This window comes from Paenibacillus woosongensis, assembly GCF_030122845.1.
Lineage (GTDB): Bacteria > Bacillota > Bacilli > Paenibacillales > Paenibacillaceae > Fontibacillus > Fontibacillus woosongensis_A.
In genome coordinates, this window is sequence record NZ_CP126084.1 from 444714 (window position 1) to 458858 (window position 14145).

Annotated in this window: 14 protein-coding genes; 11 read left to right on the forward strand and 3 right to left on the reverse strand. The window is 49.1% G+C overall.

Features of this window, described 5'->3' with window-relative positions:
• Nucleotides 1-188: 188 nt before the first annotated feature.
• Nucleotides 189-1535 (forward strand): sodium-dependent transporter, encoded by a 1347-nt coding sequence (locus QNH46_RS02050; protein ID WP_283926704.1) that lies wholly within the window; start codon nucleotides 189-191, stop codon nucleotides 1533-1535.
• 80 nt (nucleotides 1536-1615) lie between these two features.
• Here the strand turns inward: QNH46_RS02050 and QNH46_RS02055 are convergent, their stop codons facing one another.
• Nucleotides 1616-2629 carry a DMT family transporter gene (locus tag QNH46_RS02055; RefSeq protein WP_283926705.1) on the reverse strand — a complete coding sequence of 338 codons (1014 nt, stop codon included), beginning with the start codon at nucleotides 2627-2629 and terminating at the stop codon, nucleotides 1616-1618.
• Between the two features lie 157 nt (nucleotides 2630-2786).
• Between QNH46_RS02055 and QNH46_RS02060 the strand changes: the two genes are divergently transcribed.
• The 3 genes from QNH46_RS02060 to QNH46_RS02070 all read left to right on the forward strand — a co-directional run bounded on the left by QNH46_RS02060 (nucleotide 2787) and on the right by QNH46_RS02070 (nucleotide 5263).
• Nucleotides 2787-3659: a LysR family transcriptional regulator gene (locus QNH46_RS02060; RefSeq protein WP_283926706.1), complete on the forward strand. Its 873-nt coding sequence runs from the start codon at nucleotides 2787-2789 to the stop codon at nucleotides 3657-3659.
• 159 nt (nucleotides 3660-3818) lie between these two features.
• Nucleotides 3819-4937, forward strand: coding sequence for an alanine dehydrogenase (ald, locus tag QNH46_RS02065; protein WP_283926707.1), 1119 nt, complete (start codon nucleotides 3819-3821; stop codon nucleotides 4935-4937).
• Nucleotides 4938-5086: 149 nt separating this feature from the next.
• Nucleotides 5087-5263 (forward strand): hypothetical protein, encoded by a 177-nt coding sequence (locus QNH46_RS02070; protein ID WP_283926708.1) that lies wholly within the window; start codon nucleotides 5087-5089, stop codon nucleotides 5261-5263.
• A 14-nt stretch (nucleotides 5264-5277) separates the two neighbouring features.
• Here the strand turns inward: QNH46_RS02070 and QNH46_RS02075 are convergent, their stop codons facing one another.
• Nucleotides 5278-6054 (reverse strand): helix-turn-helix domain-containing protein, encoded by a 777-nt coding sequence (locus QNH46_RS02075; RefSeq protein ID WP_283926709.1) that lies wholly within the window; start codon nucleotides 6052-6054, stop codon nucleotides 5278-5280.
• Between the two features lie 148 nt (nucleotides 6055-6202).
• On the opposite strand from QNH46_RS02075, the gene QNH46_RS02080 reads away from it, so the two are divergent.
• Nucleotides 6203-6652 (forward strand): SRPBCC family protein, encoded by a 450-nt coding sequence (locus QNH46_RS02080; protein ID WP_155611604.1) that lies wholly within the window; start codon nucleotides 6203-6205, stop codon nucleotides 6650-6652.
• Nucleotides 6653-6709: 57 nt separating this feature from the next.
• Here the strand turns inward: QNH46_RS02080 and QNH46_RS02085 are convergent, their stop codons facing one another.
• Nucleotides 6710-6922 (reverse strand): helix-turn-helix transcriptional regulator, encoded by a 213-nt coding sequence (locus QNH46_RS02085; protein WP_155611605.1) that lies wholly within the window; start codon nucleotides 6920-6922, stop codon nucleotides 6710-6712.
• A gap of 223 nt (nucleotides 6923-7145) precedes the next feature.
• Between QNH46_RS02085 and QNH46_RS02090 the strand changes: the two genes are divergently transcribed.
• The 6 genes from QNH46_RS02090 (at nucleotide 7146) to QNH46_RS02115 (ending at nucleotide 14095) form a co-directional block, all read left to right on the forward strand.
• Nucleotides 7146-8471: a helix-turn-helix domain-containing protein gene (locus QNH46_RS02090; RefSeq protein WP_283926710.1), complete on the forward strand. Its 1326-nt coding sequence runs from the start codon at nucleotides 7146-7148 to the stop codon at nucleotides 8469-8471.
• Between the two features lie 135 nt (nucleotides 8472-8606).
• Nucleotides 8607-8819: an aspartyl-phosphate phosphatase Spo0E family protein gene (locus tag QNH46_RS02095; RefSeq protein ID WP_283926711.1), complete on the forward strand. Its 213-nt coding sequence runs from the start codon at nucleotides 8607-8609 to the stop codon at nucleotides 8817-8819.
• A 147-nt stretch (nucleotides 8820-8966) separates the two neighbouring features.
• Complete coding sequence (locus tag QNH46_RS02100) at nucleotides 8967-9962, forward strand: RDD family protein (protein WP_283926712.1); 996 nt, start codon at nucleotides 8967-8969, stop codon at nucleotides 9960-9962.
• A 162-nt stretch (nucleotides 9963-10124) separates the two neighbouring features.
• Complete coding sequence (locus QNH46_RS02105) at nucleotides 10125-11897, forward strand: cache domain-containing sensor histidine kinase (protein ID WP_283926713.1); 1773 nt, start codon at nucleotides 10125-10127, stop codon at nucleotides 11895-11897.
• A complete protein-coding gene (locus tag QNH46_RS02110; protein WP_283926714.1) occupies nucleotides 11872-12660 on the forward strand; it encodes a response regulator transcription factor in 789 nt (262 codons plus the stop codon). The genes QNH46_RS02105 and QNH46_RS02110 overlap by 26 nt, the downstream gene beginning before the upstream one ends.
• Nucleotides 12661-12769: 109 nt before the next feature.
• Nucleotides 12770-14095, forward strand: coding sequence for an extracellular solute-binding protein (locus QNH46_RS02115; RefSeq protein ID WP_283926715.1), 1326 nt, complete (start codon nucleotides 12770-12772; stop codon nucleotides 14093-14095).
• Nucleotides 14096-14145 lie beyond the last annotated feature (50 nt).

Sequence of the window (14145 nt, forward strand, 5' to 3'; positions counted from 1 at the left end):
CGACAGATTTTAGCCTAAATTTCATAAATTGCCCATAAAAGAATTGTGCCGTTAGGATCATGTTTCTGGCACACTAAATATGGTAATATTCGGGTTCAGTATGTAAATTGGAGAAATATATTATATGACCTGAATGAAAGAATGATATATAATGATTTGGAAATTAAAGCATAGATGGAGTCGATATGATGAGTGTTCAAAGAAATATTAACGAACAGAAGAAGGATCGATTTTCTTCTACCGGGTTTATATTGGCCGCGATCGGGAGCTCCGTGGGCCTCGGGAATATGTGGAAGTTCCCTTACATTACCGGTGAGAACGGCGGGGCGGCATTTTTCCTGCTCTTTATTATCTGCCTAGTGATTATAGGGCTGCCAGTGCTTCTGGCTGAGCTGGCGATCGGCCGCAGCGGACGGGGCAGCGCCGCAACAGCATTCGTAAGAGTGGGCGGAAAGCCTGGTTGGAAGGGGCTTGGCATTCTGCAGGTTATTGCTCCCTTTTTGATTCTGTCGTTCTATATCATCGTTGCAGGCTGGACGCTGCATTATGCGGTGACGGCTTTTAGCGGGAATTTGTTCAGCGATACGGATTTTGCGGGGCAGTTCTCCCATTTTGTATCCGGCTATATGCCGATCTTCTGGCAATTCGTTGCCCTGCTGATCACAGGCGGCGTGGTCATTCTCGGGATTTCCGGCGGCATCGAGAAATTCAATAAAATTCTGATCCCGAGTCTTGTCGTTCTGTTGATCGTCCTGATGATTCGGGCCGTGACCCTTCCGGGGGCGGAGGCCGGGGTATCCTTCTTCCTTAAGCCGGATTTCTCCCAATTGACCGCCGAGTCGGCGTTGGTCGCGCTGGGACATGCATTCTTCTCCCTGTCGCTCGGGATGGGTATTTTGTTGACGTATGGTTCCTATGTGCGGAAGGAGCAGTCCCTTGGCTCAGCGACGCTGGCCATTGGCGCGGGCGATTTGATCTACGCATTTATTGCAGGGCTGATCATTTTCCCGACGACCTTCTCGTTTGGCATCGCTCCGGATCAGGGGCCGTCGCTTGTATTTATCGCGCTGCCGGCTGCGTTCTCGGCTATGCCGTGGGGAGCATTCTTCGGGGGACTATTCTTCATCCTGCTGGCCATCGCTGCCTTGACGTCGGCGGTATCCCTGCTGGAGGTTCCTGTATCCTATACGATGGAGCGCTTCGGCTGGAGCCGCAAACGGTCCGTCTGGATTCTCATCCTGCTGCTCTTCCTGCTGGGGGTGCCTTCCTCGTTATCCCTTGGCATGGTTCCAGAGCTTACGTTTGGCGGAAAAGCCTTCTTTGACTGGGTGGACTTCATCACGTCCAACATCATGCTGCCGGTCGGCGGGCTGGCGATTACGATCTTCGCAGGGTACTTCTGGAAAGGAGCCGCGGAAGCTTCCGGCCTGCGTGCTGGCTGGTTCCGGGTGTGGCTGTTCATGCTGCGTTACATCGCGCCGATTCTTGTATTCCTGGTGCTGCTGCATACTTCGGGTATTATCCAATTTAAATAAAAAAGAGGCTCTCCCTGCAAACCATGCGTTTATGGTTTCGGGAGAGCTTTTTTTGTGACAAGAACGAGGTTTCACAAAGGTTAGAGAGCGTTCAGGTTTGAATCCTTCTGGCGGCCGGACCGGCTCGCGACAGCTCGGGCAGGTGCCCTCAGCTCGGCGGCCTGTCCGTGTTTCTTCTGTATTTTGCGCTGAACCAGATTGTTGCGCACGATGGCAAAAATGACGAGCAGCGTGCCAAAGATTTCAAACATCGAGACCTGGTAGCCTTGGAAAGCCATAATGACCAAGGTGGTAATTGGAACAAAGTTGATATACAGAATCCCATTCAGCGGCGTCAGCATTTTCAGTCCTGCGTTCCAGCTTAAGAGGGCCGCGATGCCCGGCAGAAGAATCATAAAGGACATTTCCCATTTGACGGCCTCCAGTGTCTGCAAAGAAGGTGCGGGCAGCAGGCCAAGCAGTGTAGCCAGGAATACGATAACCAGCGACGCCATGCTGCCTAAGATACAGGTTAAGGTCGAATACCGCAGAACGGACCAGTCCTTGAACCGGCTTCCTCCCATCGAATACAGTACCCAGCCCGTAACCCCGAGCAGAATAAGCAGCAGCGGGAACAGTGATTTGCCAGCTTCCGCAAAGAAGGCAAGCTTGCCGTTGGTAATAACGAGCACGGCGCCTGCCAAACATAGGAGCATACTGACGATGGTATACCCGGGCGGCTTCTCCTTCGCGGTAATCCAGACGAACAGGACCGAAATCATCGGCATGAGCACTTCGATTAATGAGGCGGTGATCGTGCCCGAATCCCCCATGAGATGCTGCCCCGTGAACACGAGCATATTATAGACGACAAAAGCCATTATGCCGTAAAAAAGAAGAGCTTTTCCTTTTCCCTCCAGGCGAAAGGCTGCTTTCCCTTCCTTCATCCATAAGAGGGCTGACAGAATAACGGCAACGACGCCATAACGGATAAAAGAGAAATAGAACGGATCAATTTTCTGCAAAGCGACATGCGCGACGGGGAACATCGCTCCCCAGGACATACTTGCGATAAGACATAGGGCCGATCCCATGATGACTTGCTTCTTATTCATTTCATCGTTCTCCTTAACAATTTCCGGACGAATATTTCATATCAAATGATAAATTAATCACAGACAGCAGTAAAATGATTGTAAATCAATTTATCCATCAATTATAATGATATCAGGACGGAATAAGTACGGAAGCGTCAGATGGAGGAGAACGGAAATGGACTTGAATGACTTGCGGATATTCCAGTGTGTAGCCATGCATGGCAGCATCAGCAAGGCCGCGCAGGAGCTGAGCTATGTGCAGTCCAATGTCACGGCCAGAATCAAGCTGCTGGAGCGCGAGCTGCATACTGAACTATTTTACCGTCATAGGCGAGGCATGATTCTCAATACGGAAGGGAAGCGGTTGTTAGAGTACGCGAACGATATTCTGGCCAGGTTCGATGAGATGAGGAAGGTATTTCAGGGCTCGGCCACGCCGTCCGGCATCCTGGAGATCGGCATCGTGGAGACCGTCATCGCGCTGCCGGAGCTGTTATCCTCTTACCTGCAGCATTATCCCAACGTCGACCTGTCCCTGAAGGCAGGCGTCACCGAGCAGCTGCTGCAGGAAGTGATCGACTTCAAGCTGGACGGCGCGTTTGTGACGGGGCCTATCCAGCATCCGCTGATTGAGCAGTACGAGGTGTTCCAGGAGGAGCTGGTGATTGTCTCCAAGGGAGCGGAGTTTTCACTCGACGAAATTACCGCCAAACCACTCCTGCTATACAATAAAGGCTGCAGTTATCGCGAGAGATTGGAGAGCTGGCTTAGGGAAGAGGGCATCGTTCCAAAGAAAATCATGGAGTTCGGCACGTTCGATACGATTATCGGCAGCGTGGCCGCTGGCATCGGGCTGACGATCGTGCCGCAATCCACTGTCGGATACGTGGCCGCACAGGGAACACTCCACTGCCATCGGGTGCCGGACCCCTACCGGGAGGTTACTACGGTGTTTATCCGCCGGAAGGACTCCCATATTACGAGCTCGATCCAGGCCTTTATCGATGAAATTATTAAGGTGGGAAGCACGCTGCCGACGGCTTTATAGCCATGGACTCGGCAGCGTTTTTTTGCAAATAAACACATGGAATTTGCTACTTTTAGCGCATTTGTGAACTTTAATTAGGTAAAGTCAGTAATTATGCATTATAATTTAGTAATTATACATTCGGCGCTTGCTGATATGAAAATAAAGGATGGTGTATATATGATTGTAGGGGTGCCTAAAGAGATCAAGAACAATGAGCATCGCGTCGGCATGACGCCTGCTTCGGTATTGTCCTATGTTCAGGCTGGGCATGAGGTATGGGTCGAGAGCGGAGCCGGACTTGGCGTCGGGTTCGCGGATGAGGATTATCAGGCAGCAGGTGCCAAAATTGTGCCCACAGCCGCCGACGCTTGGTCGGCAGAGATGGTCGTCAAAGTGAAGGAGCCGGTAGCCGAGGAGTTCCAGTACCTCCGCGAGGGCCTCATTTTGTTCGCTTACCTCCATCTGGCTCCTGAGCCTTCGTTAACCAAGGAGCTTACCAACCGCGGTGTTACCGCTATTGCATACGAGACCATTCAGCTGGATACGGGCGCATTGCCGCTCCTGTCGCCGATGAGTGAGGTTGCGGGGCGGATGGCGATACAGATCGGCTCTCACTTCCTGGAGAAATCCAATGGCGGCAAAGGTGTTCTGCTCAGCGGTGTGCCTGGCGTGGAACCCGGCAAGGTAACGATTATCGGCGGGGGAATGGTCGGCGTTAACGCGGCCAAGGTTGCTCTTGGCCTCGGTGCGGACGTTCGCATTATCGATTTGAATCTCGACCGGCTGCGCCAGTTGGATGATCAGTTCCAGGGCCGGGTCAAGACGCTTGTCTCCAACCCGTTCAGCATTGCCGACAGCGTCAAGCAGGCCGACCTTCTGATCGGAGCCGTTCTGATTCCGGGAGCGCGTACGCCAAGGCTCGTTAGCGAAGAGATGGTGAAGACGATGTCTCCGGGCTCTGTCATTGTCGATGTGGCCGTGGATCAGGGCGGTTCCATTGAGACGATCGACCGGATTACGACCCATGATCAGCCGACCTACGTCAAGCATGGGGTCATCCATTATGCCGTAGCGAACATGCCCGGGGCGGTAGCGCGCACCTCGACATTGGCATTGACGAACGTGACTACGCCGTACGGTCTGCAAATTGCCAATAAAGGTTATGCCAAGGCAGCGTTGGACAACCCTGCATTGGCGAAGGGCATTAACGTCCTAAGCGGCCACGTGACCTACAAAGCTGTAGCCGACGCGCAGAATCTGTCTTATACAGACGTATATAGCCTGCTGAATCCGTAGGCCGCACAACTTAAGATTTATGTAAGATATGCGTAAGGAAAATGAGAACACCCCTCTTTATGATGGTTCATAAGAGGGGTGTTTGCTGTATATGCGGCAAGCGGCAGCCTCAATAAATGCGGAAAAGTGATGGGGGAGGAACTTATACCATGAAGAAGCATTTGGTCATGAAGTGGATTTTTTATATTTGCATCGTTTCATTTCTCGTAAACGGCATGATTTATTTGGCCACAAAATCAGGTGATTCGCTAATCAGCTTGCTGTCTGCGACGGGTCTCGGCCTGGTTATGGGGATCGGCGCCCTGCTGACCCGCAAATCGAATTAGAGGGATTCCCGGTTCTAGCTGCGTCTTTGGATATATTCCTCAGGCGTAATGCCGATGATCGCCTTGAAGCCCCGAATGAAATGCGATTGGTCAAAATAACCCAGCTCGGCAGCAAGCTCCGGGAGCGGCGAGGCATAGCCGTAATCGAGCAGCTCGGCGGCATTCTGCAGACGGTACAACTGAATGACCCATTTCGGATGTACGCCCACGTATTGGTTGAACAGCCGCTGCAGCGTGCGGATGCTCATTTGCGCATACTCGGAAAGCTGCTTCACTGCTGTAAGCTCGCGGTGGCGGTGAATGTGATCAATCAGATCGTTAAGCAGTGTAACATAAGGATCCTGCTGCGGTAGACGTTCCAGCAATAAAGCGTCCATGACGCCAATCATGTCAGCGGTGCCTGAAAGCTGCAGGAGGCTGTCCTCCAATTGCTGCGGGGCCACTCCGAGAATATCCAGTGTGCTGGTGCCTTGTCCGGTTAGCTTGGACACAGGGCTTTTCATAAAGGGATAGAAACCGCCCGGTTTGAATTTAACCCCGAACACCTTGCCCTTCCCTTCGAGCAGATGGGAGTATTTTACCGTAGAGATGCCGAAAATCGCTGTCTTCTGCTGCTCTACCACCATATTGACGCATGGATTGGGGAGCACGTCCTGCTGGTAGGAGGGTTGTCCGCTCAAATCCCATTCAACGATCCAGTAATGCTTCACGAAGAAGCGGAGCGCTTCTGCCGGGGCATGGCGAGTCAGCTGAAACTTTTTCTCCCCTTCTGGCAGATTTAGTACCCCCATGCTTGGTCTTGACGGTATGGAAGCCTGCCGCATCGTATCACTCCTGACATTTTGGGGTGCTGTGTCGCGTTTTTACAATACCTGGTTGTATACCATGATTATAATAACGTTAGCCATGGCGCTACAAGCTAAAAAGGAGTGATTTACATTGGAATTGAAATATGAGTTCTATATTAACGCCGAGCCGGGGAAAGTGTGGGATGCGCTGATTCAGCCGGAAGGAACCAAGGCGGCCTTTTTCGGCTGCACTCTGCGTTCTACCTTCGAAGAGGGGGCTGCCTTTGCTTACGTAGGCCCTGGAGCTGAGGGGGATGAGACCGTCCATCTATACGGAGAGGTGCTAGCCTTCGAACCGCATAAAGTATTCAGCGGCATAGAGCATCCCGGCCCCGCCTACTTCGATAACCATGCTGAACTGGAATCGCGGTTTACCTTTACGCTCGAAGCTGTGGGCCAATGCACGAAGCTGACTTTGGTCAATGACCGCTTTACCCCGAACCATCCTAGCCTGCAGAAGGCGGAACAGAGCTGGTGGATGATTCTCAGCGGCATTAAGACCTATGTGGAAACAGGAAGCACGCTTGATTTTGGCTGGTAGGTTTGGACTGGAGCGGCAGAACGTTAATGAACTAAGGGCGTCCCTTGAGGGGCGCCCTTAGTTTTTTGATTTCAATTTCCATTCATCTACGTCTCTAGCATCAATATGGAGTATGCTGCAAATCAGCAAAGCCAACGTTACGGAGGGAATACCTACGCCATATTCAATATTTTGATAATTCCGCAGCGTACAGCTCATGCTTTCATTGATTTTATGCACCAATGATTCTTGAGTATAACCGGCTGCTTCTCTAGCATCTCTAAGTTTCAATTCAGTGGCTCCTTAATTAGTATCGCTTTGTAAAATTTATGATACCTAAGAAAGGAAAAATATATCACGTAATTTAAAACGCGTATTATAATTGACGTAATATATTACACGAATTAAAATTCGTATAAACAATTGACCTTTGTAAAATTTATACTTATTATTACATTTAAGATGTTAAATTTCCTTAATTTTGTATTTTTATGATTTGATAGGTGGGTTTGATATGAAAGATGCAACCACAATTCAAATTGAATTGGATAATTTTCTGAAAAGAAACGGTTATACGTTACAGTATTTTTCTGAACAATCGGGAATCAATGTTGGTACACTAAGCCGTATTGTAAACGGTAACCGCCCGATTTCTATGGAACAATTGGATCGCTTAACATCAGGTATGGGTCTTGAAGAAGGTACCCTATATGATCTGTTTGTTGATGAATTCTTTGTACACCATTCACTGAACTGGCGACGGTTGCGGCCATTTTTACTTCGCTGTGCAGAGCTAAAAAAGCATGGCTGTATTCAAAAAATATTATCCCATTTATTGGAGGACTTAAAGCAAATACCTAATATATTTATTACAGCGGAAATCATGTATGAGAATGGCTGGAAAGAGGCCGCTGCGATTCTTTACTCCTGTGTCGTTGAGACTGAAAAATATCAGCATGCAGAGCGATTGGCAATTAGTCAGTATAGGTTGTTTCAATTGTCACTAGGATCAGATACAACAATAAATCTTCGAGCAGCTATACAGTTCGAGCCGTATAAAAATAGACTTCCAGAGAATTTTAAGCTTGATGCAATATTACAATTGGCTAATATATACTATACGGTTCAGGATTGGAGGAAAATGGAGGACCTTGGAGACGAACTCCGTTTACTTGCTTATTCTGTGTATTCTAGAAGGCAATTTAAAGAAGAAGAATCATCGTTTAAATCTGAACGGCATTTAGTTGTTTACTATGGTCAGGGTTATTTAATTAAAAGCGCAGCTTTGGAACACCAGGGCCGTTACGAAGAAGCAAAAGAATTTATTGATGGTTATGCTGACCTTAGCTGGTTTGAGGGGTTAGATGACGAGGGGTTATACGAAGTTGAAAAGTTTAAATTGTTCGCTGAGGCTAATTTACATAATATAAACTTACTAATGGGCAACTTTGAGGGTTTGCCTGCTTATGTTACTTTCTTAATGAGGTACCCCAATGAAGCTTTGCCAAGCTCGGTTATTGTTTTAATGGCCGCCAATAAGCATGGTGTTCGAATCGATGATATACTAGTCCAACTAATTGGATTGATAGATGGATGTAAGAATAGTTACTACCATGAAGCAAATTACACTAACCGCTATATAAACTTTTATTTTCAGCTTGCCCTTTATCAGTTAAATAGCGGAAAGAGTGAGGGGCTTGACAATATTCTACGTAGTTTAGAAATGTCTCTTAATATAAATAATAGAGGTCATACATTAGCATGTATTACGGAATTGTTGAAAGAATGGTTATTACAAAAGAACGATGAAAAGTTAAGTAGTTTAGAAGGCAATTCCTAGAAAGAATAGGGTTGCCTTCTTTGTTGTTTGTATCTTTTTCCGCTAGTAAATGCTAAAACGATAAACTATGTGTTGATGATCAATATGTAAAATACGACATAACATTCTAGAATATTACAGTAGGAGGTGTGGATTATGGCGCAACCTGTAATAATTCTTAAAAAAAGAATTGAAGAGGCAAGGCAAAAATTGCATCGATTAGAATTTCTGTACGGAGGATTGCAGCATCCTAAGGTACTAGAGCAATCCATACTATTAGATGAACTTATTAATAAATATAACAGGATAACATACCGAGATAGTGTGAAGCCGAGTAATTGTGAACAAGATATACAGGTCGTTCCGTGATAGCGAACAAATTTGCACAAAATGTTGGGATGGCATATACTTTGAATGTTCTGAAATGGGAATATACGGAAGAAGAAATAGGGAGTGTCGATATCCTTGAAGCAGGGTCTTGAAGAATTGCCAGTGCCGCCCTATCGGCCTGTATCGATGTTGCTGAGGCGCGCAGGGGCAACCCTAATCGATTATATACTGTTCGCCGCACTGGTTCGTTCGGCGATGAATATAGATCAGCTGTTCATGATGCAGGATACGCATATGTTATTCGTTCTACTTGGGGTTATTTTGCTGATATTGTCTTACTATGTGCTGCTCGAAGGCTTGACGGGTTGTACGATCGGCAAGCGTGTTATGCGCATCCGCGTGGTCAACCGCTATGGAGAGGCACCAGGGTTATACAAGGCGCTCATTCGCAGCGTACTCCGCGTGATCGACTGCAATCCGCTGTTGCTTGGAGGTCTTCCGGCAGCTCTGGGCATAGTCATGACGGCTCGGGGACAGCGGCTCGGGGATACGGCTGCACACACCTTTGTGGTGAAGGCGTGCGATTCACCTCCTTGTACGATGCACCGCGGGAAGGAGGTTATCGCCATAACCTTTGCGGCTGCCCCCATTGTACTGGCAGCCATACTCCCGATGATCGTGCGGGTCAATCCGTTTCCGGAGGGGAGAGCGTCTAAGGAAGCGTATACCGATGAGAAAATACATATCAGCCATAACGGCATGTTCAAAATTACGACGAGCCCGGATTGGCTGTTTGATCCCAATCTGGACAATGAGGCGGATATCTCGATTTCCAATCGGTTCTCGAATAAATATTTAGCCGTTTTCTCCGAATCTAAGAAGCGTTTCAAGGATGGCTGCACGCTGGAGCAATATCAGGAATACGCCGAGCAGAGCTTCGCCGCAGGCCTTGCCCATTCGCCAATTTATAAGCCGCGGGCTACTGTAATTAACGGATATCCGGCTTATCAGTTTGCCGTTGAACAGGAAGTAAACGGGGTGAAGGTCGCATATATTGTGACCACAATCGAGACGAAGCTGTATTATCATTGGATTACTGTATGGACGGATGCCGCTAAATATAAGGAATATCAGCAGGAGCTGCATTCCGTAATTCGTACTTTTAACAATTTCACGACTTAAGCAGCTCGCCCAAAGCTTCATAGTTCCATCGTTCAACCTGAGGTTGGACGAACGGAGCTATTTTTTTGGTTTTTCGTAAGCTTGACTTGACTTTTCGAATCTACACTTTTAGATAATTGTGTATAGTAAATACTACAACGCTATGACGAAGGATGTGTAGTCTTGTCAAAGTTTTTGCGGTTTAATACCCTGCGCAATCAAATTTTACTCGGCTTCATGCTGGTTATGATCATCGTGCTGGCTTCTGTCGGCTTTTTTACGTTTGGCCAAGTCTCCGTCCTGCTGAGCAACAATGCGGAGAAGCATATTCAGCAAACCGCGGTTCAAGCCACGGGCAAACTGGATGCCCTCCTGCAGCAAATCAATACGCTGACCGCCCAAGTGGCGATGAGCGCCACGACGCAGCGGCTTCTCTCCGAAGAGATGGCAGGGATGCCGATCAGCTTCACAGACCGCCAGCTGCTCCAGCAGGAGGTGCGCCAATATGAGGCTTATGCGACAGGCATACGCTCGCTTGAGTTGTACACGGCCGATTACCGAAGACTGCTGCCGCTTGATGATTTCAGATTGACTGAACGGGTGTCCAGCGAGTGGATTGACCGGGTCGATGAGCAAATGGGTCGGCTGGTGTGGTTCGGCCTCGATCCCCAGAATCCAGACGGAGTCATCGCCATCCGCAGTATCCGGTTGATCGACCAGTCGTTCTCGCATGCCGGGTATTTAATGGTTCATATTGAGAAAAGCTATTTTGAGCTAGCCGAGGCGACGGAGCGCGAAATGCGCGAATCGATGGGGCTGTTCGACCAATCCGGGAAAACGATATTTTCTGATTTTCCCCAAGAGGTGGATTCGAGGATGCTGCTCAGCCATGTCGGGGAGAGCATTACCATTGACGGCAAATCCTATATCGCCATTCAGAAGCAGTCCGAAGCCACGGGCTGGACGCTCGCGATTCTGACTCCTATGGGTTACGTCACCGAGGGGATATCGGTGCTTCGCACTACGATTCTTGTATCGGGCGTAGTTGGCGGCTTGCTCTTTCTGATTTTTACCCTTATTCTATCCACGATGATCACGCGTCCTATCCTGAATCTGATCAAGGCGATGCGCGGCGCCCGCTTCGGGACGCTGAAGACTAGCCCGATTACGTCTACGACAATGGAAATTCATGAGCTCAACAACTCTTACAATCAAATGGTTGTCGATCTGAACGAGCTGATTGAAGTCGTCTATGAGAAGGAAATTCTCCAGAGCCGGACGGAGCTGAAGGCGCTTCAGGCACAGATTAATCCGCATTTTCTGTTTAACACCCTTGAGGCGTTCTACTGGGAGCTGGAGGATAAAGGGGAAGAGGAACTCGCCCAGATCGTTGTGGCGATGTCCGGATTGTTCCGTTACGTCATTACTAAAATGGATGAGGATGAATGGGTAACGCTTGGCGATGAGCTGGATCATGCGGAAAGATATTTGAAAATCATGGCCATGCGCATGATGGACAGACTGTCTTGGCGGATTGAAGCGGACGAGGACTGCCGCCGGGTACCCGTACCAAAGCTGCTGATTCAGCCGCTCGTCGAAAACGCCATATTACACGGCGTAGAGCAGCGGGTTGGATCAGGCACGGTCATTTTGCGGGTAGAGCAAGCCAGCCGCCCCGGATTTACCCGGGTGACCGTGCAGGACGATGGCCCTGGAATGGATCAGGAGAAGCTTCGTTCCTTGTATGCCGTCATGCGAAAAGGACATGTGAGCGCTACAAAAGGACATGGCATCGGCATGGTTAACGTCGAGCGAAGGCTGCGGCTCAGCTTTGACTCCAGCACCGATGGGCTCGAAATTAAGAGCGAGAAGGGACAGGGGACAACGGTGTCCTTTGAAATACCGAATGAATATGGGAGTGACATGAGTCATGAAGACGATACTTATCGTGGATGATGAACCAAGGACACGGGAAGGGATCCGCAAAACATTGGAGGCCTGGTCCTCCGGCCGACACCGGATCGAGATTGCATCCAGCGGCGTGGCGGCTTTGGAGTGGCTGCAGGAGCACGAGGCCAATCTGCTCGTGACCGATATACGAATGCCGGAAATCGGGGGCCTTGATCTTATTGAGCGGTTGGAGAATATGAAGAATCCGCCCGTTGTCATCGTCATTTCCGGTCATCCGGAGTTCGACTATGCACAAAAGGCGTTAAAATTCGGCGTAATCGAATATTTATTGAAGCCGCTGGATAAATTAAAACTCATCCAGGCTGTCGAGCTTGCTCTTCAGCGGGAGGAGAAAATGCACCGGATCGAGCGGATGGAGAAGTTGGTCGATCCGAAGCTCATGGAGACGATGGAGCATGAGAATGCATACAGCACCCCGGTTCGCGACGCGATCCGTTATTTGGACGAGCATTTGCACGAATCGGTATCCATGCGCGACTTGGCGGATCACCTTCATATGAACGCCAGCTATTTCAGCGTGCTGTTCAAGGAACAGACGGGCCTTACATTCAGCGAATATTTGACTAAGCGGAGAATTCAGAGGGCGAAGGTCCTGCTTACGACGACAGCGCTTCCCATTGCCGAGATTGCGGAGAGGGTCGGATACCAGACGGCCAGATATTTCGTCAAAGTCTTCCGCGAGATGGAGCAGGTAAGCCCTGGGCAATATAGAAGCAACGTAAAGGACCCGGACGACACAATCCAATAATAGTGGCATAAATCCCAATCCCTCTATCATTACGGGATGATCGTACCATTGTTACAATTTAATTAAGCGGAATGAAACCGCTAGCATTCGTAGAAAAGGGGTTGTAAACGTGTTCAAGAAAAAATGGACGATGCTGCTATTGACATCATTGTGTCTCGCTTTGGTTTTGGGGGGCTGCGGTTCGAAGGGCAATAACGGCGGCGCATCTCAAGGCGGCGGCGAAGCCACAGGTAATCAAGTCACGGTAAGCTTTATGCATCTCTGGCCTGAAGGCGTATCTGCTGGACAGAACAAAATCGTGAACCAAATCATTACCGAATATCAGAACGAGAACCCTAACGTTAAAATCAAACAAGAGGTATTGGATAACGAGCAGTACAAAAACAAACTAAAAGTACTGTCCGCATCCAACGAACTGCCGGATGTAGGTGTAACCTGGGCGGCGGGATTCCTGCAGCCTTATGTTGAAGGCAATCTGTTTGCTCCTGTAGACGATCTGCTGAACGGCGAGCTGAACGGTAAATTCGTTGCCGGCACGACCGAAGCATATAATATTGACGGAAAAACGTATGCGCTTCCACTAGAGTTCAATATCGCGCCTGTATATTACAATAAAGCGATTTTTGCAAAATACAATCTTGAGGTTCCGCAAACGTACGAGCAATTTAAGCAAGTTGTGAAAACACTGTCCGACAACGGCGTAGCACCGATTGCACTGGGCAACAAAGACCGCTGGACCGGTTCCCTATGGTACATGTACATGGCTGACCGGATTGCGGGACAGCAAACGCTGGCTAACGCGATCAGCGGCTCCGCTTCCTTCAAGGAAGAAGGGCTGATCAAGGCTGCAACGGAAGTTCAAGCGCTCGTAGACAGCAATGCTTTTGTCAAAGGCTTCAACGGCTTGTCCAATGAAGAGGCGAAATCCGAGTTCCTGAACGACAAAGCAGCGATGTACATGATGGGATCTTGGGATCTTCCGAACTTTACAACGAATGAAGAAATTCCGCAGGAGTTCCGCAACAACGTTGGCTTCTTTAAATTCCCGACGGTGGAAGGCGGCGAAGGCGACATCAACAGCTGGGTTGGCGGTCCGGGCGTAGGCTTGTTCGTGGGTGAGAACTCCAAAGTGAAGGATGAAGCCAAGAAATTCGTAGAGTACTTCGTCACGAAATGGGGCGAGCAATCCGTAACTGGCGCAGGCGTTATTCCAGCTACGAAGGTAGATACATCCAACCTGGAGCTGCCTCAACTGTATATTGATCTGTTCAACGAAATGAACCAAGCAAGCAGCGTCACTTTGTTCGCAGACGTACAAATGCCTGCGAATGCGGCAGAGACGCACCTTAACATGATCCAGGCTCTCTTTGGCAAGGCGGTAACGCCGGAGAAATTCTCGGAAGAGCATGACGCGGCAATCGCCAAAGGACAATAAAGCTGACGGTTCAAGGCACTTGTGCAACAGAATGAAGAAATCTATCCGGC

Excerpts from the sequence above, each read along its gene's own strand:
- QNH46_RS02070 (WP_283926708.1), top strand. The coding sequence starts at position 5,087 with ATGAAGAAGCATTTGGTCATGAAGTGGATTTTTTATATTTGCATCGTT.
- QNH46_RS02110 (WP_283926714.1), top strand. The coding sequence starts at position 11,872 with ATGAAGACGATACTTATCGTGGATGATGAACCAAGGACACGGGAAGGG.
- QNH46_RS02060 (WP_283926706.1), top strand. The coding sequence starts at position 2,787 with ATGGACTTGAATGACTTGCGGATATTCCAGTGTGTAGCCATGCATGGC.
- QNH46_RS02090 (WP_283926710.1), top strand. The coding sequence starts at position 7,146 with ATGAAAGATGCAACCACAATTCAAATTGAATTGGATAATTTTCTGAAA.
- QNH46_RS02095 (WP_283926711.1), top strand. The coding sequence starts at position 8,607 with ATGGCGCAACCTGTAATAATTCTTAAAAAAAGAATTGAAGAGGCAAGG.
- QNH46_RS02100 (WP_283926712.1), top strand. The coding sequence starts at position 8,967 with ATGTTGCTGAGGCGCGCAGGGGCAACCCTAATCGATTATATACTGTTC.
- QNH46_RS02055 (WP_283926705.1), bottom strand. The coding sequence starts at position 2,629 with ATGAATAAGAAGCAAGTCATCATGGGATCGGCCCTATGTCTTATCGCA.
- ald (WP_283926707.1), top strand. The coding sequence starts at position 3,819 with ATGATTGTAGGGGTGCCTAAAGAGATCAAGAACAATGAGCATCGCGTC.
- QNH46_RS02050 (WP_283926704.1), top strand. The coding sequence starts at position 189 with ATGAGTGTTCAAAGAAATATTAACGAACAGAAGAAGGATCGATTTTCT.
- QNH46_RS02075 (WP_283926709.1), bottom strand. The coding sequence starts at position 6,054 with ATGGGGGTACTAAATCTGCCAGAAGGGGAGAAAAAGTTTCAGCTGACT.